Source organism: Pseudoalteromonas sp. SR44-8, from assembly GCF_014163635.1.
Lineage (GTDB): Bacteria > Pseudomonadota > Gammaproteobacteria > Enterobacterales > Alteromonadaceae > Pseudoalteromonas > Pseudoalteromonas rhizosphaerae.
Window position 1 is genome coordinate 21,301 of sequence record NZ_JACJDS010000016.1, and the last position, 23,941, is coordinate 45,241.

The 23,941-nt window shown below is 38.9% G+C and carries 21 protein-coding genes; 8 read left to right on the forward strand and 13 right to left on the reverse strand.

The window, feature by feature from the left end; translation table 11 throughout:
* Positions 1–90 precede the first annotated feature (90 nt).
* Positions 91–1,392, forward strand: coding sequence for a DEAD/DEAH box helicase (locus H5183_RS09725; protein ID WP_145236005.1), 1,302 nt, complete (start codon positions 91–93; stop codon positions 1,390–1,392).
* 72 nt (positions 1,393–1,464) lie between these two features.
* Here the strand turns inward: H5183_RS09725 and H5183_RS09730 are convergent, their stop codons facing one another.
* Positions 1,465–3,075, reverse strand: coding sequence for an NAD(P)/FAD-dependent oxidoreductase (locus H5183_RS09730; protein WP_149980145.1), 1,611 nt, complete (start codon positions 3,073–3,075; stop codon positions 1,465–1,467).
* 165 nt (positions 3,076–3,240) lie between these two features.
* On the opposite strand from H5183_RS09730, the gene fdxA reads away from it, so the two are divergent.
* Both fdxA and H5183_RS09740 read left to right on the forward strand, forming a co-directional pair.
* Positions 3,241–3,564, forward strand: a complete 324-nt coding sequence (gene fdxA / locus H5183_RS09735; RefSeq protein ID WP_145235999.1) for a ferredoxin FdxA — start codon at positions 3,241–3,243, stop codon at positions 3,562–3,564.
* Between the two features lie 134 nt (positions 3,565–3,698).
* Entirely contained in the window at positions 3,699–5,930 is a 2,232-nt protein-coding gene (locus H5183_RS09740; RefSeq protein WP_182731578.1) for a carbohydrate binding family 9 domain-containing protein, read from the forward strand.
* A 50-nt stretch (positions 5,931–5,980) separates the two neighbouring features.
* Here H5183_RS09740 and H5183_RS09745 read toward each other — a convergent pair whose 3' ends face one another.
* From H5183_RS09745 to H5183_RS09765, 5 genes are all read right to left on the reverse strand, one after another.
* Entirely contained in the window at positions 5,981–6,769 is a 789-nt protein-coding gene (locus H5183_RS09745) for a hypothetical protein (RefSeq protein WP_182731579.1), read from the reverse strand.
* A gap of 62 nt (positions 6,770–6,831) precedes the next feature.
* A complete protein-coding gene (locus H5183_RS09750; protein WP_182731580.1) occupies positions 6,832–7,368 on the reverse strand; it encodes a fused DSP-PTPase phosphatase/NAD kinase-like protein in 537 nt (178 codons plus the stop codon).
* Positions 7,369–7,510: 142 nt separating this feature from the next.
* Positions 7,511–9,109, reverse strand: coding sequence for an AbgT family transporter (locus tag H5183_RS09755; RefSeq protein WP_182731581.1), 1,599 nt, complete (start codon positions 9,107–9,109; stop codon positions 7,511–7,513).
* A gap of 106 nt (positions 9,110–9,215) precedes the next feature.
* Positions 9,216–9,518, reverse strand: a complete 303-nt coding sequence (locus tag H5183_RS09760; protein WP_182731582.1) for a hypothetical protein — start codon at positions 9,516–9,518, stop codon at positions 9,216–9,218.
* 2 nt (positions 9,519–9,520) lie between these two features.
* Positions 9,521–9,778 (reverse strand): DUF3081 family protein, encoded by a 258-nt coding sequence (locus H5183_RS09765; protein ID WP_149980149.1) that lies wholly within the window; start codon positions 9,776–9,778, stop codon positions 9,521–9,523.
* Positions 9,779–9,940: 162 nt separating this feature from the next.
* Here H5183_RS09765 and H5183_RS09770 point away from each other — a divergent pair, with 162 nt between their 5' ends.
* A complete protein-coding gene (locus tag H5183_RS09770) occupies positions 9,941–10,840 on the forward strand; it encodes a redoxin family protein (protein WP_182731583.1) in 900 nt (299 codons plus the stop codon).
* Between the two features lie 66 nt (positions 10,841–10,906).
* Complete coding sequence (locus tag H5183_RS09775; RefSeq protein WP_145235968.1) at positions 10,907–12,187, forward strand: flavohemoglobin expression-modulating QEGLA motif protein; 1,281 nt, start codon at positions 10,907–10,909, stop codon at positions 12,185–12,187.
* A gap of 461 nt (positions 12,188–12,648) precedes the next feature.
* Here the strand turns inward: H5183_RS09775 and H5183_RS09780 are convergent, their stop codons facing one another.
* The 5 genes from H5183_RS09780 to H5183_RS09800 form a co-directional block, all read right to left on the reverse strand.
* Positions 12,649–13,473 carry a transporter substrate-binding domain-containing protein gene (locus H5183_RS09780; protein WP_182731584.1) on the reverse strand — a complete coding sequence of 275 codons (825 nt, stop codon included), beginning with the start codon at positions 13,471–13,473 and terminating at the stop codon, positions 12,649–12,651.
* Between the two features lie 85 nt (positions 13,474–13,558).
* A complete protein-coding gene (locus tag H5183_RS09785; protein ID WP_182731585.1) occupies positions 13,559–14,362 on the reverse strand; it encodes a DUF1338 domain-containing protein in 804 nt (267 codons plus the stop codon).
* A 47-nt stretch (positions 14,363–14,409) separates the two neighbouring features.
* Complete coding sequence (gene astD / locus H5183_RS09790; RefSeq protein WP_145235960.1) at positions 14,410–15,891, reverse strand: succinylglutamate-semialdehyde dehydrogenase; 1,482 nt, start codon at positions 15,889–15,891, stop codon at positions 14,410–14,412.
* An 18-nt stretch (positions 15,892–15,909) separates the two neighbouring features.
* A complete protein-coding gene (gene astA, locus H5183_RS09795; RefSeq protein ID WP_149980153.1) occupies positions 15,910–16,944 on the reverse strand; it encodes an arginine N-succinyltransferase in 1,035 nt (344 codons plus the stop codon).
* 44 nt (positions 16,945–16,988) lie between these two features.
* Entirely contained in the window at positions 16,989–18,194 is a 1,206-nt protein-coding gene (locus H5183_RS09800) for an aspartate aminotransferase family protein (protein WP_145235948.1), read from the reverse strand.
* Positions 18,195–18,399: 205 nt separating this feature from the next.
* Here H5183_RS09800 and H5183_RS09805 point away from each other — a divergent pair, with 205 nt between their 5' ends.
* Both H5183_RS09805 and H5183_RS09810 read left to right on the forward strand, forming a co-directional pair.
* Positions 18,400–18,828, forward strand: a complete 429-nt coding sequence (locus H5183_RS09805; RefSeq protein WP_145235943.1) for an Lrp/AsnC family transcriptional regulator — start codon at positions 18,400–18,402, stop codon at positions 18,826–18,828.
* Positions 18,829–19,039: 211 nt separating this feature from the next.
* On the forward strand, positions 19,040–20,065 hold the full coding sequence (locus tag H5183_RS09810) for a GGDEF domain-containing protein (RefSeq protein WP_182731586.1): 1,026 nt from the start codon (positions 19,040–19,042) through the stop codon (positions 20,063–20,065).
* Here H5183_RS09810 and H5183_RS09815 read toward each other — a convergent pair.
* A complete protein-coding gene (locus H5183_RS09815; RefSeq protein ID WP_145235936.1) occupies positions 20,062–20,985 on the reverse strand; it encodes a hypothetical protein in 924 nt (307 codons plus the stop codon). The genes H5183_RS09810 and H5183_RS09815 overlap by 4 nt on opposite strands.
* Positions 20,986–21,075: 90 nt before the next feature.
* On the reverse strand, positions 21,076–22,989 hold the full coding sequence (locus H5183_RS09820; RefSeq protein WP_145235932.1) for a bifunctional diguanylate cyclase/phosphodiesterase: 1,914 nt from the start codon (positions 22,987–22,989) through the stop codon (positions 21,076–21,078).
* Positions 22,990–23,634: 645 nt separating this feature from the next.
* Between H5183_RS09820 and H5183_RS09825 the strand changes: the two genes are divergently transcribed.
* Entirely contained in the window at positions 23,635–23,934 is a 300-nt protein-coding gene (locus H5183_RS09825; RefSeq protein WP_145235928.1) for an isoamylase early set domain-containing protein, read from the forward strand.
* The last annotated feature ends 7 nt before the right edge of the window (positions 23,935–23,941 follow it).

Genomic DNA, 23,941 nt, shown 5'->3' on the forward strand with positions numbered 1-23,941 from the left:
TAGTTGGTTTATATATTTAAAAACTAACTGTTTGCCTTAAATTGCTGTATAATTTGCGACCCTTGATAATGTGGCCGCAGGTTATACAGCATGAATTTTAAATCTTTTAGTTTTGCCCCTGAACTTCTTCAGGCGTTAGATGAACTTAACTATCACACCCTTACGCCCATTCAACGTAATGCTATTCCAGCAGTACGTAAAGGCAAAGATGTTTTAGCCAGTGCCCAAACAGGCACCGGTAAGACAGCTGCTTTTGCTTTACCAATTATTCAAAAATTATCTGAAGTTGAATACACAAAAACTAATGCACCACGTGCCTTAGTGCTAGCACCAACCCGTGAGCTTGCAGAGCAAATTGCAAATAATTTTACTGATTTTGCAAAGTACACCAAGCTTAAAACTGTGAGTTTATTTGGCGGTGTTAGTACGGTAGGTCAAGCTAATGGCTTAAAAGCGGGTGTCGATATCGTAGTCGCAACACCGGGTCGTTTACTGGATCATATTCGTTTAGGTAATCTAAGCCTTGCTGACGTACAACATCTTGTGCTCGATGAAGCTGACCGTATGCTTGATATGGGCTTTATTGGTGATATGCAAACAGTGATCAATGGCTGTGCTGAAGATCGCCAAATTTTGTTGTTCTCTGCAACATTCCCAGCGGCAATTAAACAGTTTGCTAGCAAAGTACTCAAGCAAGCTGAAATTGTCCGTGTTGATCAAACCAACAGCACTGCTGCAACCGTTCATCACGTGGTTTATCCAGTTGAAGAGCGCCGTAAACAAGAGCTGCTTTCTGAATTGATCGGTAAGAAAAACTGGCAGCAAGTGTTAGTGTTCGTCAACATGAAAGAAACGGCTGATGAGCTAGTTAAAGAATTAAACTTAGATGGTATCCCGGCTGCTGTGTGCCATGGTGATAAAACCCAAGGTAACCGTCGTCGTGCATTAAGTGATTTCAAAGCGGGTAAAGTACGTGTGCTTGTGGCTACAGAAGTTGCCGCTCGCGGGATTGATATTGATGACCTACCACGTGTAATTAATATTGACTTACCATGGCTTGCTGAAGATTACGTACACCGTATTGGTCGCACAGGTCGTGCCGGTAAACAAGGTCAAGCAATCTCATTTGTTAGCCGCGAAGAAGAAAATATGTTGTTTGAAATTGAAACCTTAATCGGTCAAAAAATTCAGCGTGAATACTTGCCGGGTTATGAAGTAAGTAACCGTGAAGTACTGATTGATAAAATTGGCAAAAAACCATCGCATTTGCGTCGTAGCCATTCAAATAAACCATCAGGTCAAGCAACTGGTGAAGCGCGAGCTAAAAACCGTTCACGTATCTCAAACGTACGTAAAACCCTCAAAGGTGCCAAACTTTCGTTAAAGAAATAATGGTATAAGTTAAGTCATTAACACCAAAAAGCCTCAATAAATGAGGCTTTTTTGTGAACAGTGAAAAACTACTTAGCTATTTTTCTCAAGCATAGATAACGCTAATGCTTCAGCGGCCTTTATACCGTCAATGCCTGCGGAAAGAATACCACCTGCATAACCCGCACCTTCACCGGCAGGGTATAGGCCTTGGGTATTGATACTTTGCATGCTTTTATCTCGTTTAATGCAAATTGGTGATGAAGTACGGGTTTCAACGCCAGTTAATAAGCCATCGTTTGATGAAAAACCACGAATTTGCTTATTAAATGCAGGAATTGCTTCACGAATGGCATCAATTGCATATTTAGGTAACACATTTGCTAGATCAGTGAGTTTGATACCTGGTGTGTATGAAGGCTTTACATCGCCTAAGTCACTTGAATCTTTACCTTTTAAGAAGTCGCCAATTAACTGTGCTGGTGCATCGTAATTACTACCACCTAGTTCAAAGGCTTGCTCTTCTAGTTTTCGCTGCAGATCAATACCGGCTAATGGATGACCTGGGAAATCTTCTTCAGGAGAAATCCCCACAACAATGGCACTGTTAGCGTTGCGTTCGCTGCGAGAATACTGACTCATGCCATTCGTTACCACGCGACCTTCTTCAGAGGTTGCTGCAACCACAGTACCGCCTGGGCACATACAAAAACTGTAAACAGTACGGCCGCTGTGACAATGGTGAACCAGTTTGTAATCTGCAGAGCCAAGAATCGGGTTACCAGCATTATCACCAAAACGGCATTCATCGATCATAGATTGTTTGTGCTCAATTCTAAAACCAACTGAAAACGGTTTTGCTTCAACGTAAATCCCTTTATCGTATACCATTTTAAATGTATCACGTGCGCTGTGACCTACCGCAAGCACAACATGACGGGTATCAAGTTGTTCACCGGAGGATAATTTCAGTCCTGTTACTTGGCCATCATCAAGTAGGATGTCATCAACGCGGGTGCTAAAACGAATTTCACCGCCGAGCGCTTCAATACTTGCACGCATTTTTTCAATCATCGTAACCAGCTTAAAAGTACCAATATGCGGTTTGCTGACATACATAATTTCTTCTGGTGCGCCCGCAGCTACAAATTCAGTGATTACTTTACGACCATAATGCTTTGGATCTTTAACTTGGCTGTAAAGTTTTCCGTCAGAGAATGTTCCTGCGCCGCCTTCACCAAATTGCACGTTTGACTCGGTATTTAGAGTACGTTTTCGCCAAAAACCGAAAGTGTCTTTGGTACGTTCACGTACTTCTTTACCACGTTCTAAAATAATGGGTTTAAATCCCATTTGCGCCAGTATTAAACCAGCAAACAGTCCACAAGGGCCAAAGCCTATTACCACAGGACGTTCTTGAATTGTTGCTGGTGCTTGAGCAACAAATTTATAGCTGGTGTCAGGGGCTGGTTTTACATGTTGGTCTTTAGCAAACTGAATTAATAATTGCGCTTCATTATCAACCTCAATGTCGAGGGTATAAATAAGTAAAATGGCGGTTTTTTTACGGGCATCGTAACCACGTTTAAAGACATTAAAGCTATGGAGTTGGCTGTTATCAATGCCAAGTTTAGTTATAATTGCTTGCTTTATGGCATCTTCGCCATGATCAAGTGGCAGCTTAATTTCTGTTAAACGTATCATATTTAGTCTCTGTTAGGTGTCTTAGCAGTCGCTGACGCGAGTTGCTCACAATAACGGACTATTTTACGTTAATTTATGCCTCGATGGCAGCGATTATTTATTGTATTTTGGCTGTGGTTGGGTATGATCTCCAGCTGTATTAAGATATGTTAGGCAAACGTTAAAATGGCATTTGTAGTCACTGAAAACTGTATAAAGTGTAAATACACTGACTGTGTAGCAGTGTGTCCAGCAGATGCGTTTTATGAAGGCCCTAATTTCTTGGCGATCAGTCCGATTGATTGTATTGATTGTGGTTTATGTGTTCCAGAATGCCCCGCTGAAGCAATTTATCAAGAAGATGAATTACCTGATTCGCAACAAGAATTCACCGAACTGAATGCCGAACTTGCTCTTATTTGGCCGCGTATCACTGATGTAAAACCAGCCCCTGAAGATGCCGATACCTGGAATGGTGTGGCCGATAAATTAAAGTTAATTGAGACCTAAAATCTCAGCTTTTTGTCTTGATTAGTTAATTAAAATAACATTTTTACAATCAAACTATTAACAAATGTACCTGCGTGAATTACAATTGCTACTTAACTTACTCATCCGAGTAACTGAGTATTAAATGGATGTTTATGCAGTATATAAAATTAATAACGTTACCTGTCTGGGTTTTAGCTTTCGCTTTATGTAGTACGTTTGCACACGCTGAGCAACAACAATTTAGTTTAGCGCACATTGATCAAGGTATTGATCTTGATGGTGAGTTGAGCGAACCGCACTGGCAACAAGCCACTTTAATCCCTTTACGCTATCAAAATGAACCCAACGAAAAAGGCATACCACCTGTAAAAACAGACGCTTATATCTATGAAGATGGCAACTATTTATATCTTGGTTTTGTTGCTTATGATAATGATCCCAGTCAAATACGTGCAGCACTTCGAGATCGCGATACATTATGGTCGGATGATAATGTCGCATTGATGATTGATACTTTTAACGATGAGCGAACAGGTTATGAGTTTTACGTAAATCCACTCGGTGCACAAGGTGATATGCGCATGACCGATACCGATGGCTGGACTGAAGACCCATCGTGGGATGCGATTTGGGACAGTGCAGGGCAAATAACTGACCAAGGTTATACCGTAGAGATGCGCATCCCGTTCACTGCATTGCGTTTTCCTAAAAATAAAGCCGATATGACATGGGGGTTTGCGCTGTGGCGTAATTATCCTCGAGATGTTTTATATCAATTATCCAATGTAGGTTTTGACCGCGACGTGAAATGCAGTTTTTGCCAGTTTGATAAAATAACAGGCTTTAATGCCATGGAGCCGAGCAAAAATATTCAATTAACACCGACCTTGACCGCTCTTCGCAATGATGTGAAAGAGGCTGTACCAGGGGATTGGCAAAATGGTGATATTGAGACTGAAGCTGGACTCGATTTACGTTGGGGGATCAGCCAAGATGCGGTTATTAATGCCACAATTAATCCCGATTTCTCGCAAGTAGAGACCGATAGTTTAGAGTTGGATGTCAATACCACATACTCTATTTATTATGCTGAGAAACGTCCGTTCTTTTTAGATGGTGCATCGTATTTCAAAAGCAGTTTATTTGAGCTTTTATATACTCGTACAATTGCCGAGCCTGAAATTGGCGCCAAAATAACCGGTAAAACAGATGCACATAGTTATGCTTTTATGTATGCCGATGATGAAAATACCAGTCTTTTTTTACCGACTAACCAAGGTTCTGGCTTTGCTAATTTAGCTGAAAAATCAAAGTCAGCGGTTGGCCGATATCAATACGACATTGGCGAGCAGGGCACTATTGGGGTGATGAGCACCCACCGTGAAGCGAATGACTATCACAATACCGTACTGTCGGTAGATGGTAGTTATTGGTTTAATCAAACAGATAGTGTGTTGTATCAAGTTGCTACCTCTGATACTAAAAACTCCGCTTTTTTAACTGATAATTATGGCTTGGAGAAAAATCAATCTGATCAAGCTTATAAGATCGAGTTTGCTCGCGAGAAACGGGATTATAAGCTACTTGCCAGTTACGAAGATATTGGTGAGGATTATCGTACCGATGTTGGCTATCAAGGAAAAGTAGATTATAAAAAAGTGTTACTAGGCGGCGGGCAAACTTGGTACTTAGACGCAAGTGAGATGATAACCGAATATTCTTATAATGTTGATTGGGACAAAACCTGGGCGCAAGATGGTAGCTTGCTTGAAGAAGAGTACGAAGGGTATATTTTTTTAAAAGGCCAATTACAGTCATCCTTAGAGTTTGGTTTGATCCATCGTAATGAGAGCTATAAAGATGATTTTTATAATCAAAATATCGGCTTTATTTATGGTGGTTTTAACCCAAGCAAAGATTTACGTATTACGCTCTATAGTGAGTTTGGTAGTAAAATAGATTACAGTAATGAGCAGTTAGGTGATTTATTTACTCTAGAGCCAGAACTTACCTGGGACATCAATGATCATTGGCAACTACAGCTTGAACACAGTTATAGCCGTTTAGATAACCCACAAGGTGAAAATGTATTTACAGCGAATCTAACCGATTTACGAATTTATTATAAATTTAATATGCGCTCGATGCTGAAACTGATTTTACAGTTTGAAGATATCGACCGAAATCAAAATGCTTATTACTTTGCTGTAAATCACATCAACCGAGATTATGGCAGTCAGCTTGTTTACTCATATAAAATTAACGCACAAACATTATTTTACTTGGGTTATTCAGATAAAGGCTATCAAGATGACTCATTAAAAAGTATAGAACGCGATCAACGTACTTTCTTTACTAAATTAAGTTATGCATGGCAGCTTTAAATTACATTTTAAAAAAGCCCTTAGTATTTAACTAAGGGCTTTTTTTATTGCTATAAATTACGAAAATATGCATCAACAAACTGTTGTTGGTTTGGTGCTTTTGGCGCTGTAGTAAATTTGATTAATGAGTCGGTATGACGCAGTTTTAGTTCATTACTAAATTCACAATCAACCTGATTAAATTGTTGTATTTTAGCTTTAAATTTAGCTGATTGTTGGCATTGCTTGGCTAATGAGTTGGCTACTTGTGCACAATATGCGCCAACGGCATAAGTTTGTAAGGTTTTATCATCAAGTGCTTGCCAATTTACTGAGGTGGCTATGTCTTTCTCACACTGTAAATTTAGCTCTTTACTAGCGTCAGTAAGTGCGATTTGTGATTGTTTAATTGCATTATCGCGATCAAACTTAGCTAGTTTTAACTGAATACCTTGCTCAAGTTGGCTTATATATTGTGCATAGGTATCTTCGCTTATTCCTTTTGCTCGCTTATCTTTTAGTTCACTCAAATAAATTGCTTGGCGGCTATTTGGCAAATATAGTGTGTAGCTACAACAGCTATAACCTTGCTCTTTCGTGACGAGTGCTCGCTGTTCCCCGTCAAACGTGTATTTGTAAGCTTGTATACTTCCGTGAGGTTTCAGAGCGGTTAAAAAAACCACTTCGTCAATAGGACTATTTACCCCAACGACTTTGACCAATGCTTGGCTGTTATCAAGGGTATTAATAATAGTCACTTGCTCGCCACTTGATGACTCAAGTACAAGAGGATATTTTTGTAATTCTATCGCGTAGCTACAAGTGCAGAATAAACTGAGTAACAGAAAGATATTTTTCATTGTTAAATCCATTTAAAGTTAAACAAAATAGTTAAACATTTTAACATAGCTAACGTGTTATTTTAATGCTCTTTTATTTTATAGGTTGCTATGGCGTCTCTTACCACAGGTTCAAGACTTTGTAAGCCCCATTGCTTACCTGTTTCAATCGCTTTTTCAATTGGTTGGTTAAGCTCTATTGCGTTATAAAGTGCAATCAGTGCACCAACTCGGTTACCACTTGCACAATGCAGTAATGTTGGGCTCTCAGATGCTTGCGCTAATAATTGCTGCAGCTTTTTTGCATTTTCAATATTGATATCGGCTCTTGATGAAATGGGCAGTGAAAAGTATTGCAGTCCTAAATTGGTCACTAAAGCCTGTTCATCCCAATTATTTTCCCCATCCCCGCGTAAATTAATCACATACTTTATACCTTGCTTTGCAAGCTGCTGAAATTGCTCTTTAGAAGGTTGTCCTGCAGTATAGATGTGTTGTTGCGGGTTCGCATAATTAGTTAATGCAACGGACTTTATATTTACTGATGGGAGTGGCTGCGCATAACTTGTTATGCTGATCAAAGAACATGCTAAAGTGATAATAAAAAATACTATTTTCATAATTTTAGATCTCGTTGAAGTTGCTAGTAATGTGGCAATTGTATAAGTAGTTACTATTATTAAAGCAGATAGTTTAGTTTTTCAAACAGGTTAGAGTTACTCAATAATAATGCCAGCAACAGCTGGCATTATTTATCGGTTATTAAGGTGTGTAATAAATTGGTGAGCCAGGCCCTACTGGCAGACCAAATACAAACACCCACAAATAAAACAGAGCAACCCAACCGACAAAGAAAATCATACTATAAGGCAGCATGGTGGCGACTAAAGTGCCTATTCCCATGTCTTTTTTATATTTAGTGGCAACGGCGAGGATCAAGCCAAAGTAACTCATCATTGGGGTGATCAAGTTCGTGACAGAATCACCAATCCGATAAGCCGCCTGAATGGTCTCTGGCGCATAGCCAATCAACATGAGCATAGGTACAAATATTGGCGCAGTGATTGCCCATTGTGCAGATGAAGAACCTAAGCTTAGATTAACTAATGCACACATTAATATAAATAACACAAATACTTCAGGACCAGTCAGATTGAGGGCTTGTAACATAGCAGCGCCATTTATGGCTAAAATAGTCCCTAAGTTAGTCCATTTAAAGAAGGCAACAAACTGCGCGGCAAAAAATACTAATACAATGTACATGCCCATTGAGCTCATACTTTTGCTCATTGCGTTGATCACGTCTTTATCATTTTTCATGGTGCCTACTACACGGCCATAAACGAAACCTGGTATACCAAAGGTAATAAAAATAAATACCACAATCCCTTTAGAAAAAGGCGAGTGGGCAAATAAGCCTGTTTCAGGATGGCGCAAAATGCCATCTGCAGGCACGATTGTCCAAGCAAGTAGTAGTGATACTAACAATAAAGAAAATCCAGCCCATTTTAAGCCTGATTTTTCTTTAGCAGTTAAGCCTTCTATATTATTCTGCGCCAGATCAGCACTGGCATCGTCGGGGTTGTATTTTCCAAGGCGGGGTTCAACAATTTTTTCAGTAACGATGGTGCCTAATACGGCAATCAATAAAACTGAAATCATCATAAAATACCAGTTTGCTTCAGCGCCAACTTGGTAAGTTGGATCAATCATTTGTGCTGCCGGAGTCGTAATACCTGCAAGCAATGGATCAATCGTACCTAACAATAAATTAGCACTGTAACCACCTGATACACCAGCAAAAGCCGCGGCTAAGCCGGCTAAAGGATGACGCCCTAAACTATGGAAGATCATTGCGGCTAAAGGGATTAATACAACATAACCAAGTTCAGATGCGGTATTAGATAATATAGCGGCAAATACCACCATAAAAGTAACTAAGCGTTTTGATGCCCCCATTACCATGCCACGCATTGCAGCAGATAATAGCCCTGAATGTTCGGCAACGCTGACACCTAATAGTGCAACAAGCACAGTGCCTAAAGGGGCAAAACTAGTAAAATTAGTAACAAGACCGGTGACGATACGTTGTAAGCCTTCAGCACTTAATAGACTCACAACTTCGATAACGCCGTCAGCTTCACGACCTGCGGAGCCAATTGGGCGAGGATCAATTGCAGTTAATCCAAACCAATCAGCAATACCACTGAAAACAATAATGGCCACACAAAATAGGGCAAACAAGGTGATTGGGTGGGGTAACATATTCCCCAAAAACTCAACAGAGGCTAAAAATCGGTTAAATAATCCCGATTGTTTTTCTTCACTCGATGAGTCGGCAGTGTCGACGGCTTTTGACATAGCAAGGCTCTTAAAATTTAAAATTTCCGCAATCTATCATTTTTAAGCATTATTATCATCAATAAACGGTGGTTTACCAGATGGGTACGATAAACTGTCAATTAGGCTATAGAATTCCTTTGAAAAGTAATGGATAGCGACGTAATCGCTGGCCAATATAGTCATCCGCTAAGATTTGCTGACAAATATCTTCAATATTATCAGAAGCTTCAAACACCCAGTCGAATCGTTCGATTGCAGTTAAAAACCCTCGCTTCAGGAACCGTTGTTGCCGATACTCCTCAAGATTACCTTTAATTATGGCAAGCTTACTTTCATCGTCGCGTAATTCTTGCACAACCTTGGCTATAAAATCTGTATGTTGGTTGTGCTTGTTAGCTGGGCGAATGCGGGGTTTGCTGTTATACACAATTACACCTCATTGATTATATTTTCCAGCTTTTTAAGGAAGTCATCTTTATGCTTCTCATGTTCATAATCGAGATGATAGGTGTTGTGAAAACCAAATCTGAGCAATACGCCACTGCCTTTAAGATAAATGGTATAACCATCAATATCTGAAAATGCGGTTAATCCTTTATAGTGTTTCCCTTCATTATTTATCTCACCATGTTGGATGATCTGCTCATAGACAGCTAATATTTGTTTTCCTTCGATGTCATTTTTCATCACTACTCCAAAAGTTGCTTTGATAATTAAATTGATACGAAACCTAACTCTATTTAGTTTATACCATGTAATGATAAATGATCGAAAAGTTCACCGATGTCGCAAAATTACAATCTGCTGAGAAAGCGACCATGCTAAGGTGAATTTATTTTAGGGATAACAATGATGAAGTTTAAATATATTAAGCTGTTGTGGGTCTTTTTGTACTTTTCATGCAGTCAACATTTGTTAGCAAATGAGTCAAATTTGGTTTTAAAAAACCAACAGGGTGAACTGTTCGAGCTGAATAAAATCGTTGGCAAAAAGCCTGTGTATTTAAAATTTTGGGCGACTTGGTGTAAACCGTGTATGGAGCAAATGCCACACTTTCAGCAGGCCTATGAACAGTATGGAGATACAATTGATACAATAGCGATTAACATTGATCTAAATGATGATCCTGCTGCTGTTGCAGCTGTTAAAAAAGAGTTTAATTTAACCATGCCGATCATGAGTGATCATACCGCAAAAGTTGCTCAGCATTATCAATTTATAGGCACTCCTTTTCATGTATTACTCGATAAAACGGGCAAAGTTATTTTTCAAGGCCATGAAGCAGATAAAGCACTTGATAATACACTGCGATTATTATCACATGACGGCGTGGTGGCAAAGCCACGCTTGTTAGATGAAGGTAATAAGCAAGCTGCGACTGCTTTAGTTATTCCAGAGTTTGGCTTAAAAGCAATATTATATACGGCAACGTGGTGTGATTGGTATTTAGCTGATACTCGCCCGAAGATGGCAACAAACTGTGCCGCAGCTCAAAAGCAAATCAATCGATTAACCAATCAGGGAATTGATACTGAAGCTAGGGTTAGCCAATTATGGACAGATCAAGCAGCTGTTGATGAATATATCGAAAAATTTAAAGTCATACATCCGGTGTACATTGATCACGGTAATGATTTATTTATTGATAATAAAATAAGTAGTGTGCCTACCTTGGTCATTTATAAAAATGGACACATGGTTAATCGTATCAGCGATTTTTCTAGCCCTGTAAATTTGCAAAGTAAGTAATAATTTGCTTTGAAAATGAGCAAATCTAGCCTATCCTCTAGGCTCATTCATCAGTGAGCTTAGAGCATGATAGATAAGGCGTTATTACTTAAAACTCGCGAGTTATCAGATCGATTAATCGCCCTACAAACCCCGATCCGCATCTTAGATGCGATAAATTGGGATAAAAGCATAAAGGAAGAGTTTTTTAGACAAAAATGTCAAAAAAACCCACTGGTTGATAAAGCCTATTATCAGCAACGGGATCTAGGTTTTGTACCTAGCGAGCTACGCCAAGCATTTTCTGATCTAAACCGTAATATCATTAGCCAGCTTGGGCAACTCAATCCTATCGCTCAATATATGAGTAAAATGTGCAGCGAGTACAAAACAGTATTAAGTATGCTTGAATACCGTGGTACTGCTGAATTTCATGATTTATCTGTAGAGTTGTTTGGTCATCCAAAAGATTTATTTCATGCCGGTGAGCCATCGTTATCAGAGCTTGCAAATATGCTTGAGTTACCGCTCAAAAATCTATTAGCGGCCGATATTTTACCTGATGATCCTAAAAATATAGATGCTGATGAAGCCGTTCGGATTCTAGCTGAACAAGTACGTTTAAGCATGCCAGGTATCGATGTTGAAGTGGTCATTAGTGATGGGATCGTCAGTGATGCAGCTGCTGGTGCTAATAATATTAAGCTAAATCAAGATGTAAAGTTTTCTCAACGAGAGCTTGATATTTTAGAAGTACATGAGGGCTGGATCCACGTCGGTACAACGCAAAATGGTTTAGCTCAGCCATACTTAACCTGTTTAAGTAAAGGCACGCCAAGTTCAACAGTGACACAAGAGGGGCTGGCAGTACTAACCGAAATCATCACCCTTAAATCAACACCTCGACGTTTAGCGAAGTTAGTAAATCGTATTCAAGCGGTGACCAAGGTAATTGATGGGGCTGAGTTTGTTGATATATATCGTGATTATGTTGCTCAAGGCTTGAGTAAAGATGAGAGCTATACATTGGCCCAGCGAGTATTTCGTGGCAGTACCGCAACAGGGTTGCCATTTACTAAAGATATCGCTTATATCAAAGGGTTTGTATTGGTTTACAATTTAATTCGGGTTGCGATACAACTTGGCCGCATCGATCAATTACCTTTGCTGTTAGTGGGTAAAATCTCGATTGATGACTTTAGACTAATATCGCAATTACATGATTTAGGTGTAATTGAAGACCCTAAGTTTGTTCCACCACATTTTAAAGATTTACGTGGTTTAGCAACGTGGCTTAGTTTTGGCCGTTTTATTGGTGATTTGTCATTTGAACAGTTAGAAAACGACTATAAACCACTATTTATATAGTGACTCATAATCCTAGTATAAAAACAATAAAAACGCAGTTGTAATGAACAACTGCATTTTCGTATCGTATAACTAAGAGTTTGATAAGTCAGTCAGTTACTCTTGGCTGTCAATATGTGCATTTAACACTACAACTTCAGCAAATTTGAAGAATTGAAAAGTTAGTTGCCGTTACTAGTGTATGCGCTCCAACACGAGTGTCTAAAAGTTGCATGGGTAATTATTGCTATTGCCATTTGTGGACTACAACCGAATTTTTAGAGCAGTCAGCAAGTGTATCTGTATTACTAAAACTCAAGTAAACTAATATATCTACCAGGTTTTTGTAAGTAATAAAGTTTGCAAGTTTGTTGATGTTATCAATCAATACATTACAGCCTACTCAAGGGCATCATGAGTATCCGCATTACCCTAATGTATATATTGCACGCTCGTTTTGTATACCTTGTCGGTAAGTAAATTTAATCATTATAAATACTTGGTTTATAGTAAGTTTTATAAATAGTCATAATTCGTTCAGCTATTTCAGGATCAAAATTAGCATAGTGATATTGCTTGATGGGCTGGTGCATTTTAGCACTTTGCATGAGTGCATCTATTTGCTTAATCACCTGCGTGCCAACTTGGGTTCTGCTACAAGCAAAGTAGCCGCTATTAAACTCTGGGTATTCTATGATCTCACGACTATCTAGTTCAGCATATTGCTGGGATGTTAAAAAATGTTTAACACTTACGTCATAGTCAATGATCATATCAACACGCTTGTGCAAGAGTAGTTTTGCTAAACGGGAAAAATCACCAGCACCAATTATGGGCACGATTTGATGTTGGTACATTGTCAGCATACTATCAAGTTCTTGATAACTAGTAGATGTAAGTGTGGCAAAAGTGTGTTTATTTGCGAGTAACTTTGAAATTGACACTTGTTCAGGCAAATCTTTGAGCGTGTCTTTCAGAGCAAATACTCTGCGTTGTAAGAACATAGAGGAGGGCATCGCAGAGAAAATAAATTGTTTTTTGCGCTGAGGTGTTTTCAATATATTAAAACTACACACATCGGTTTGACCAGAGAGCTGCTTTAACATCCGAGCGACGTTAGTTGTGTGTTGCTCTACTTTAAATTTATGGCTGAGTGCTTTCGTAAAAGCAGCAAGGTAACGTCCATCATCAATAGATTTCTCTTCTGCAGTGATAAAATATTCATAAGACAAAAAAGTAACAGCCTGCTTTGCATAGACAAGGCTCGGCAGCATAAAAGCACAGCAAATGAGTATCAGAATTTTCATACAAGCTCCTTCAGTCATTATTAAAAATAACAAGAAACTTTAATTTTGTCTTTTAAAAAAGCCCTTGCGGGCTTTATTTAATTAATTAACGTGCATTGGTGCTTTCAAAGATTTTATCGGCCGATGCAGCAACGAAACCGGTATATAGTTCACCATCAGGTTTCGCATAACGCAGGGCAAACTCATAAAAACAACTAGGTACGCTCATCGTCGTGTCACTAAACTCTACGGCAAAGTCATCGGCAAGGGTTGATGATTGCTCAAGTAATACCTCAGGTGAGCCTTTTACTTCACCGCCTGAAATATTAAGGGCAAAACCGGCATCTTTAAGCGTTTGGTTAACGTCTTCAATTTTATCAAATTTGGCAAGTTCATTAATGTTCACGGTGAAATGATTAGCACGGTAACCCCATGCTGACATCCACGCTGCATATTCGCTTTCAGCCAGTAACTGTTTATAAGTTTCAGAGCTTACTTGCCAATGGGTGCCTGAGTATAAGAAGTTTTCTGCGGTTACGTCATCTGCATCTATGCTGGCAACCAGCTCATTAACGATGTTTTGCAGTTGTTCAGAACATTGCTCTACAAGTAATTCAGAAATAAATACTTTTGGTTGCTTTGGATCGGTATGCTCATAATGTTTAGCATACAATTTTTTAGCTTCAAAATGATATTCACCACATTCTTTATAACCGACGGCTAAGAAATGGGCGGCTAACTTTTCCAGACCAATTTTTTCATGATTGAAAGTGCGTAGTGCAATATGGTCGTTGATCACATCATCTTGTTGTGTCGAGCCTAATAGCTCATGAACTTTTACAGCTGACGGTGTTACCGCTAGGTAGTTTTGCCATAAGTTGTCAAAAAGGGCATTTACATCTGTGTGCATTTTTAATTCCTTAATTTAATTTCTGCAGCCGTTAAGCTGCAGACTGATTATTCAATAATTAAGCCCGGCGCAAGGGTACTTGGTAAACTAACGCTTGGTGCTTCAACAGAGGCTACTGGGTATGAGCAGTAATCTGCGGCGTAATAGGCGCTCGCTCTGTGGTTACCACTGGCACCAATACCACCAAATGGCGCGGCACTTGATGCACCGGTAATTGGGCGATTCCAGTTAACAATACCGGCGCGAATATGTTTTAAGAAGTGCTCATAATCTTCACTTGAGTCACTTAAAAGCCCAGCCGATAAACCAAATGAGGTATTGTTCGCTTCCACAATTGCACTGTCAAAGTCGCTATAGCGATAAATTTTAATTAATGGGCCAAAGTGTTCTTCATCTGCGATGCTGGCCACATTTGTTACATCGATAATACCAGGGCTTACAAAACCAGTGCCTGGTTTTAAGTGTTTTAGTTCAACTAAAGGTTCAGCTCCCATATCAATCAATTGTTGCTGAGCGGCGACCATCCCAAGCGCTGCTTTTTCGCTGATCATAGCCCCCATGAAAGGTTGTTCTTCGCTAAAGCTGTCTGCAACTTTAATACTTTTAGTTGCGGTGATCAGCTTTTCTAAAATAGCATTACCATTAGCTGTATTTGCAATAAATACCCGACGGGCGCACGTACAGCGCTGGCCAGAAGTTATAAAGCCGGATTGGATAATATCATGCACGGCAGCATTTACGTCAGCCACATCTTTAACTATGAGCGGGTTATTCCCCCCCATTTCTAGCGCTAAAATTTTACCTGGATGTCCAGCAAACTGCTTATGTAATAAATGACCTGTGTTTGAGCTGCCAGTAAAAAACAACCCATCGGTATCTTGGTGGCTAGCAAGTGCAATACCGGTGTCAACTTCACCCTGAATAAGGTTGATCACCCCAGCTGGCAGGCCTGCTTTTAACCATAACTCAAGTGTGTATTGAGCAACAAGTGGGGTTAGCTCAGATGGTTTAAATACGACGGTATTACCCGCTAAAATTGCCGGTACTATATGACCATTAGGGAGGTGGCCTGGGAAATTATAAGGGCCAAAAATAGCCACTACTCCATGCGGCTTATGACGAATAAAAGCTTTAGCGCCGGGCATTGGATTTTCAGTAGTGCCTGTTCGTTCATTATGAGCTTTTATTGAGATCGCCACTTTGCCTGTCATAGCACCCACTTCGGTGCGTGTTTCCCATAGTGGTTTACCTGTTTCGCGGGCAATGATAGTCGCAAACTCTTCGCTATTTTCTTTTAGCTGGCTGACAAAACGTTCAAGAACCGCAATACGCTCTGTAATTGGGGTATTTGCCCATGTAATGTGTGCCTGACGAGCTGATTTAATGGCTGCGTCTACTTGTTCTTTACTTGCCGCTTTACCTTGCCAAACAATGTCCCCGTTACTTGGGTTTATTGAACAGAAATCATGACCTAAGCCAGTTTGCCATTGGTTATTGATTAGTTGGCTGTTGTGCGTATTAACGCTCATAGAAACTCCTACAGAGGTTTACAGACGGAAAAACCGCGCTGCATCTCCTTGTTTTAATTTAAGTGCTTTTGCAACTTCACTGCTAATAATCAAGGTATGTTTAGCATGATTATAATGTGCATGTTTTGTGAAAGTGGCTCTGAAGTCATTCACGCCTTGATTACAAATAGCTAAGGTGTCGGAACTTTGTTGATTAATATGATCAAGTTCACCTATGGTAATAGGGCATACTTGAGATTCACGGATGCTACGTATATTGCCAAGTTTGGCTTCAACTGTTGGCCCAGCATCAAATAAATCAACGTAACCTCGATGCTCAAAACCTTCTTTTTCAAGCAATTTTAGTGCAGGTTTAGTGTGCTCGTGTACTTTACCAATTACAGCTTGCGCTTTTTTGCTTAACAGGTTGGCGTAAATAGGGTACTTGGGCATTAATTCACTAATAAATACTTTATCGCCTAAGCCGACTAAATGATCGGCTAGTGGGAATTCAATACTGAAAAAATGTTCTTCAAGCCATTGCCAAAATGGAGAATGGCCGTTTTCGTCACTAACGCCACGCATTTCTGCAATGATGGTATCGGCAAAACGCTCACTGTGTTGAGCCATAAACAAAAAGCGTGAACGCGATAAGAAACGTCCTGTTAGCCCTTTGCGGCTATCTTCACGTAAAAATAGTGTGCATATCTCTGAGCAGCCGGTGTAATCATTACACATGCTGAGAATATCAACGGTGTTATATACGTTAAGAGTGCGTGAATGATGAACCGTTTTACCTAAATGATAGTGATACAAAGGAACGTTCATACCGACCGCCGCTTCAATCGCGGTAGTGCCAACGACTTGACCTGTTTCACTGTCTTCTAATACAAATAGGTAGCCCTCGTCTTGAGGCTTATTAATGTTTTTTGCAAAGCTCCTTTCTGCTCGTTCAATTTTCTCTAGCAACAAGGCATCATCAACAGGTAATGATGTAAAACCATGGCCTGACTCTATTGCTATTTGTTTTAGTGAGTCAAAATCATTTGCGGTTATAGGACGTAATACTTGCATTTAAAAGTGCTCCATTAACGCCCTAAACAGGGCGTTAAATTAGGTTAACCGTTTACAACGTCTGCTACGGCTTTTTCAAAGCGCACTAGACCTTCTTTAATGTCCTCAAGTGGGATCACCAGCGAAGGCGTAAAACGAATAACATCAGTACCAGCAACTAAGCTCATTAGCCCTTGTTGAGTACTTGCTACTAAGAAGTCGCGAGCGCGCCCTTCAAACTTGCTGTTTAGTACGGCGCCTAATAATAGACCTTTACCGCGTACTTCACTAAATACGTCGTATTTTGCGTTGATCGCTGCAAAACCATCACGGAAAAGCTGTTCACGCTGTTTAACGCCGCTTAGCACTTGTTCGGTATTCACGGTATCAAATGCCGCTTCTGCCACTGCACACGCTAACGGGTTACCGCCATAGGTTGAACCATGCGTGCCCACTTTAAGATGTGCTGCAATATCAGAAGTGGTGATCATCGCACCAATAGGGAAACCGCCACCCAACGCTTTTGCTGTTGTTAAAATATCTGGTGTCACGCCTAATTCTTGGTATGCGTATAGTGAGCCTGTACGGCCTACACCCGTTTGTACTTCGTCAAAAATAAGCAATGCATTGTGTTTATCACACAAAGCACGCACACCTTTGATAAATTCATTATTTGCAGAGATAATGCCGCCTTCACCTTGCAGAGGTTCCATCATTACGGCACAGGTTTTATCGCTGATCAGTGCTTCAAAAGCAGCTAAATCATTGTAGTCACAATGATCAATTGCGGCTGGTTTAGGACCAAAACCGTCAGAATATGCGGTTTGGCCACCCACAGTTACGGTAAAAAAGGTACGACCATGAAAGCCTTTGTTAAATGCGATTATTTGGCTTTTATCAGCACCATGTACATCCAATGCGAAACGACGTGCGAGTTTTAGCGCTGCTTCATTTGCTTCTGCGCCTGAGTTTGCAAAGTAAACTTTGTCTGCAAATGTTGCGTCGGTGATTTTTTTAGCTAATCGAAGTGCTGGCTCATTAGTCATGACATTGGATAAGTGCCAGATTTTTTCGCCTTGCTCTTTTAACGCATTAACAAGGGCTGGGTGACAGTGACCTAAACAGTTGACCGCAATACCGCCAGCAAAGTCGATATATTCTTTATCGTTTTGATCCCAAACACGAGAACCTTGGCCACGCACCGGAATAACCTCTGATGGGTTATAGTTAGGGACCATTACGTCGTTGAATAATTCTCTTGTTACTTGCATTTGTTACACCTAATTCTGGCTTAATATGAAAAAAAACAAATTGCATTTGATGGGTTAATCAAGCCGTTATTACCCTGCAATAATGTGCTTTAATAATTTTTCTTATTTACTACCGCTATTATCTGAGTTCAAAGCTTAAATTTGCAGTGCTATTTTGTGAAAAATGATTAAAATAAAATACAAAATGACGAGGTTAATAATCAATATGATAACTATACAAGACGAAAAGCTACTTTCTATACTTCGCACGAATGCCAGAGCGAGTATTTCTGATCTTGCCAGGGCACTTAACTTATCACGCTCAACGGTACAAAGTAGGATGTTAAAGCTAGAAGAGACTGGAGTGATAAAGGGCTACAGTGTTGACTATGGCGATGCGTACTTAAGTGCCATGGTATCGGCCCATGTATCGATTAAGGTAAAGCAAAAACTAACCACTAAAACTAACCTCGAGCTCAAGCAGATTGATGCCATCTCACAATTGTATGCTATCAGTGGTGAGTTTGATTTAATTGCAGTTGTGCAAGCACAAAATCTAGAAAAACTCAGCCATTTACTCGATGATATTGGTAATTTAGATGGAGTTGAACGTACGACTTCTTCTGTTATTTTAGAAACAAAATTTAAACGCTAAGTTGACGATAAATACAGAATGTCATACTTTCTATTGTGACTAAACAGTATTTACACACTACACTTACGACTAGCACTGGGTTTTCTTACTCGTTAATGTAATTATGAGAGCAAACTTTATTGACGTTTTTGTTTGATTTATATTTTTATAATCTTTTATACGGGTAATTAGTCATAATAAGAATGTTCAGTTATTTGAATACAGGATCCTTATGGAAGAAAACTTATTAAATTCACTAATTAAAATAACCAAAAACCGTGATGTAGATTCATTGGAATATAGCTTGATCTCGACGATCCAAGAATTTGTTGGTTGTACAGAAATTGTAGTTTATAAGGATTTAGACGTGCAAAGTGATTTAACGATTGAGCGCAGTATATCGTTAAAAGTAATCAATGGTAATCAGTTTGAGTGGGCGCAACGTCAAGTTGTTGATTCACCAGAGCCTGAACTGTTGTCATGTTTGCGCTCAGCTTGCATTATTACTGTACAGTATGCTGATGGTATCGAGAAACGTTGGTTACCAATATCTTTGCAAGAAAAGCCGATAGGTGCAATTGCTGTTGTTTGCAAAGGTTTAAAAAGCTCGGATCAGGTTTTGCTTAATGCCTTTTGCCGTATTTATGAAAATTATTTATTTATCTTGCATGAGAATGAACGGGATCAACTGACTGGTCTGTTAAATAGGCAAACATTTGATAAAAAAATAAAGCAGCTAATTGAAAAGCAAGTAATTAAACAGCATAAAACGGTTAAAACGGATGATAATCGCAAGCGAAAGCTCAGTTCAACATCTTGGTTAGCAATGCTTGATATTGATCATTTCAAAAAAATTAATGATAGCTTTGGTCATGTTTGTGGTGATGAGGTTTTATTGTTACTTGCACAAAAAATGCGTCACTTCCTGCGTTCAACAGACTTGATTTTTCGCTTTGGTGGTGAGGAATTTGTGATAGTGTTTGAACCTACTAACTTTGAATCTATCGAAAAGAAAATGAATGAGTTTATGGAGATGATCAGAGACACTCATTTTCCATTTGTTGAAAATATGACTGTAAGTATAGGCATGTGTCGTATCAGTCCTTATGATTTCCCTATTACTGTATTGGAAAATGCGGATAAGGCACTTTATTATGCAAAAGAAAATGGTCGCAATAGGCTGTGCTTTTATGAACAGTTAATGGAAAATAACTTAATTAACTCAAACGACAAAAGCACTGATATAGATTTATTTTAATCTGACGCCGTTGGTATTTTCTTAATGATGGTTTTTTTTACTTCATCGAGTTTAATGACATAGGCGTTACCGCCAATTCCTTTAAATTCTTCATCGGTAAATACAATGGTATTTTCATCATAAAATGTAATCGCTTCTTTTTGAGTCACAATACCCAAATCTATCCGCGATACGTCTCCTGAGAAAAACTTATCACCAGTAAAGTTTTCAAATAACCAAATGCTTGTTGAATCTAGTAATACTAACTTTGTACGATCGGGGCTAAGTGCCGCTGAAGTTATCCAACAGAGCTTTTCCATCGTTGTACAAGTTTTAAAGGAATCTATTAACTGCGCATCAAAATTCGCTGCATGATCGCCAACTTTATACAAATTTGTAATCCCATCAAACGGTTCCGTACGGTTTTTAGTAAACAAATATAAGTGGCGGCCAAAGGCTACAAATGCTTCTAGGTCAAAGTTTCGTTTATCTGGAGTGATAGGGCTACCGTCGAGTTCTGGATAAGTGAACTTGATAATTTCAGCTTCGGTGGTATCAGTTTTAATGTCGATGGGATTTTCTATTTTATAAATAGTGAGCCATTTACGTTCTTGATTATTATTACCAAAGTCTCCTAAAAAGAAGTGCCCAAAATCATTCTGAGTCATATCTTCCCAATCAATGTTTTTCGCATTAGTAACCAGTACCTCTTTGGCGATAGAGCCATCTTCGTTGAGACGATAAAGTTTTGCTTCATTACCGCCATCATTTATTGCCCATAAGCGCTTGAATTTATCAAATTCGATCCCCGATATTTCTTTTAGTTTAGGATCAACACTGAGTTTCTTTTTGCTGTATAAGGTATAAATTGACATGCTAGTAAGAATAACACTAACTAAAATTACGATTGAGATTAAGGAAAAGAGACTTTTTTTAAGCATGTAAGATGGGGGATTGGATACTAATTATTAAGTATTATTATCTATTTTTAGCTAGATTTCCATGGTAATAAAATTTTAAATGACAAATCGTTAAGTTTCGAGGTTCCAAACGCCAGTGCCCGTCGCGGCGATATGATTAACATTCCCTTGTAGTACCTTACTGCCAACATTCACAGATGACTGCGGACGACTAACTAAATACCCTTGTACGCTACTAATTCCCATGCGTTTCACTAATTCAAACTGGGCGATTTCTTCAACTCCTTCAGCAACGATTTTAAGCCCAAGCTTAGTACCTAATTCACTGATTGAATTTAATATTTTGTTATATTTCGGGTTTTCATTAGCTTGCGCTATGAATAATCTATCAATCTTGATTACGTCAATAGGTAGATCAGCTAAGGTACTTAATGAGCTAAAACCGGTACCAAAGTCATCTATTGCAATAGTGACGCCTTCTTTACGCAATTTCTCTAATTCATTAATGATAGTGTTGCTAGCGGTGATCAATGTCGATTCAGTGATCTCTAACATCAATGAAGTGGGCGGTAGCCCTGTCTTGGCTAGTTTTTTCATTACCCATTCATGAATTGGGCGATGTTTGAGTTGAATGCCAGAGACATTAACTGAGATTTTAACTTTGCGCATACCAGCATTGTGCCAAGCTGCCATTTGTCGACATGATTCTAGCATTATCCAATCACCAAGCTCTAATATAAGGTTTGATTCTTCTGCAATCGGAATAAACTCCACTGGAGAAATAGCCCCCTCAACAGGATGGTCCCAGCGCACTAACGCTTCGAAGTAATCAATGGCGCAATCTTCAACATGCACAATAGGCTGAAATGATAAATGAAAATTATGACACGCAATGGCTAAACGCAGCTCTTCGAGTAAGTAATGGTAGCGACGCATTTTATTACCCATTTCTGGCGAATAGACTTTAAAAATACCACGCCCATCGGTTTTAGCACGATACATAGCAACATCCGCCATTTGCAACAAAGCATGGGGAGTTGATGCACTTTCAGGATAAACAGCAATACCGACACTGGCACTGATCTTAATTAGTTTATTACCCAGAACAAAGTCCCGCTCTATTTCGTTTAGTACATGCTGTGCCACATCTAAGCTTTTAGAGTTGCAATCAATATTATTAATGAAAATAGAGAACTCATCGCCCCCTAAACGCGCTAAATTTTGCTCTAATAGACTGGTGGGATTGATATCATTAAGCTTATGATGGCGTAATACGCTAGCCAGGCGTTCGGCTACTTGAATCAATACTTCATCACCAAAACTGTGGCCAAAAGAGTCATTCACTTGCTTAAAGCCATCTAAATCAATAAATAACAAGGCACAGTGAATATTTTTTAGTTCAGCACCGTTGAGTTGGCGGTCTAGGTGCTCGATATAAGCATGACGGTCAATCAACAAAGTCAATTTATCTTGGCAAATGCTGGTTTGAGTTTCACGGGCATAATTAGCTACATGGCTGGTTAATGCATTAATTGCTTGGCTTAAACGAGTTACTTCTGTCGCATGCTCAAGTTCAGGAAGTTGAATATTAAATGATTCGATAACTTTTTTTGTTTGTATATTAAGTTGTTCTATCAGCTGTTTTTCACGCTTTATGTTTAATTGTTTACCAAAATACCATGTTAAAAATAAACCTATTAAAATCAGTAGAATAAAGTTTACAGGTGATAAAATAGTGGCATTGATGATGGATGATGCTTGAGCGGTAATAAACTGTGTATCTGTTGCTCTAATTAGTAAGTAATCAGTACCGTCTTTGCTAACTATATAGTGGCCATTTAATATCGGGTTATACCAAGAGGGCATCGTTAGTTGGGTGGTAGCAGTATCAAAAGCGCGAGTGGCAATACTAGATTGTTGCGGATTAATGGTATTGACTTGTTTCGTTAATAAAATATTCATGCTAAAGCAAAAAATAAATATAGCAATAAAGGCAATACTGAGTAAGCGAAAAAGTTTAGTCATTCCATTAAACCATTTTATCCTAATTATATGAATTTGTTATTAGGTATTACACATTTTTTTCAGTATATAGTTTGTAAGACTAACTGACAAAACATTTCTTTAATAACGACCCTGAATAAGGAACATCTTTTCAGTTAGATGTTATTTTATCAGTATTTTTTGAGCGTTTACTCAATTCAACTATTAAATAAATTCACTTTACCAGTGGTTATTTGTTAACTACTTTAAAGGTCACAATTCAGACAGTGATTAACTTGGTTTAGTTCTTGCTGTCATTAAGATGGTAATCATAAAGTGAGTGTTTTTTGCTTTATTTGCACACATTTGGTGCAATATTTATTTAATCGCACTGTCATAAAGCATAAATATAACTTTGTTTAACTAGAGCGTGTTTATTTTTTGAGTTTACTTTTACCGCAGTATGTTTGGTTTTTATGCTAGACAGAGCACATAGTAGTGTTTTATCTACATAAATTGTGCGATAACGTAGTATACCGATCGAACACACAGCCTAAAGGTTGAAGATTTTGACTCTGAAAGGTCAACACGCACTAATAATATTTTACAGCCCTGCGTATGTTGAGTAGTTGAACGCACTTCTGTGGCAAGGATTAATTGACCTTAAGGTTTAGTTTGGAGCCCACTATGTTAAGTAAACGATTTTTTAAAACTAAAAACGAAGCTGAAGTAACATTTGAATTTCAGCATCCTCAGGCTGAGCAAGTTCAGTTAGTCGCTGAATTTACTGATTGGCAACCTGTTGCAATGAAGTTTAATAAAAAAGAACAATGTTTTAAGCTCAAGCAGCGATTACCGAACGATCAACAGTTTCATTTTCGGTATTTAGTTAATGGTACTATTTGGGACAATGACCATCATGCCGATGGATACATAGCAAACAGTTTTGGTACAGAAAATAGCATAGTCAATACACAACGTATTTAAGGCGTGG

Bases quoted from the DNA above. Each gene is read 5' to 3' on its own strand.
- H5183_RS09725 (WP_145236005.1), top strand. From the start codon at position 91: ATGAATTTTAAATCTTTTAGTTTTGCCCCTGAACTTCTTCAGGCGTTA.
- H5183_RS09730 (WP_149980145.1), bottom strand. From the start codon at position 3,075: ATGATACGTTTAACAGAAATTAAGCTGCCACTTGATCATGGCGAAGAT.
- fdxA (WP_145235999.1), top strand. From the start codon at position 3,241: ATGGCATTTGTAGTCACTGAAAACTGTATAAAGTGTAAATACACTGAC.
- H5183_RS09740 (WP_182731578.1), top strand. From the start codon at position 3,699: ATGCAGTATATAAAATTAATAACGTTACCTGTCTGGGTTTTAGCTTTC.
- H5183_RS09745 (WP_182731579.1), bottom strand. From the start codon at position 6,769: ATGAAAAATATCTTTCTGTTACTCAGTTTATTCTGCACTTGTAGCTAC.
- H5183_RS09750 (WP_182731580.1), bottom strand. From the start codon at position 7,368: ATGAAAATAGTATTTTTTATTATCACTTTAGCATGTTCTTTGATCAGC.
- H5183_RS09755 (WP_182731581.1), bottom strand. From the start codon at position 9,109: ATGTCAAAAGCCGTCGACACTGCCGACTCATCGAGTGAAGAAAAACAA.
- H5183_RS09765 (WP_149980149.1), bottom strand. From the start codon at position 9,778: ATGAAAAATGACATCGAAGGAAAACAAATATTAGCTGTCTATGAGCAG.
- H5183_RS09770 (WP_182731583.1), top strand. From the start codon at position 9,941: ATGATGAAGTTTAAATATATTAAGCTGTTGTGGGTCTTTTTGTACTTT.
- H5183_RS09775 (WP_145235968.1), top strand. From the start codon at position 10,907: ATGATAGATAAGGCGTTATTACTTAAAACTCGCGAGTTATCAGATCGA.
- H5183_RS09780 (WP_182731584.1), bottom strand. From the start codon at position 13,473: ATGAAAATTCTGATACTCATTTGCTGTGCTTTTATGCTGCCGAGCCTT.
- H5183_RS09785 (WP_182731585.1), bottom strand. From the start codon at position 14,362: ATGCACACAGATGTAAATGCCCTTTTTGACAACTTATGGCAAAACTAC.
- astD (WP_145235960.1), bottom strand. From the start codon at position 15,891: ATGAGCGTTAATACGCACAACAGCCAACTAATCAATAACCAATGGCAA.
- astA (WP_149980153.1), bottom strand. From the start codon at position 16,944: ATGCAAGTATTACGTCCTATAACCGCAAATGATTTTGACTCACTAAAA.
- H5183_RS09800 (WP_145235948.1), bottom strand. From the start codon at position 18,194: ATGCAAGTAACAAGAGAATTATTCAACGACGTAATGGTCCCTAACTAT.
- H5183_RS09805 (WP_145235943.1), top strand. From the start codon at position 18,400: ATGATAACTATACAAGACGAAAAGCTACTTTCTATACTTCGCACGAAT.
- H5183_RS09810 (WP_182731586.1), top strand. From the start codon at position 19,040: ATGGAAGAAAACTTATTAAATTCACTAATTAAAATAACCAAAAACCGT.
- H5183_RS09815 (WP_145235936.1), bottom strand. From the start codon at position 20,985: ATGCTTAAAAAAAGTCTCTTTTCCTTAATCTCAATCGTAATTTTAGTT.
- H5183_RS09820 (WP_145235932.1), bottom strand. From the start codon at position 22,989: ATGACTAAACTTTTTCGCTTACTCAGTATTGCCTTTATTGCTATATTT.
- H5183_RS09825 (WP_145235928.1), top strand. From the start codon at position 23,635: ATGTTAAGTAAACGATTTTTTAAAACTAAAAACGAAGCTGAAGTAACA.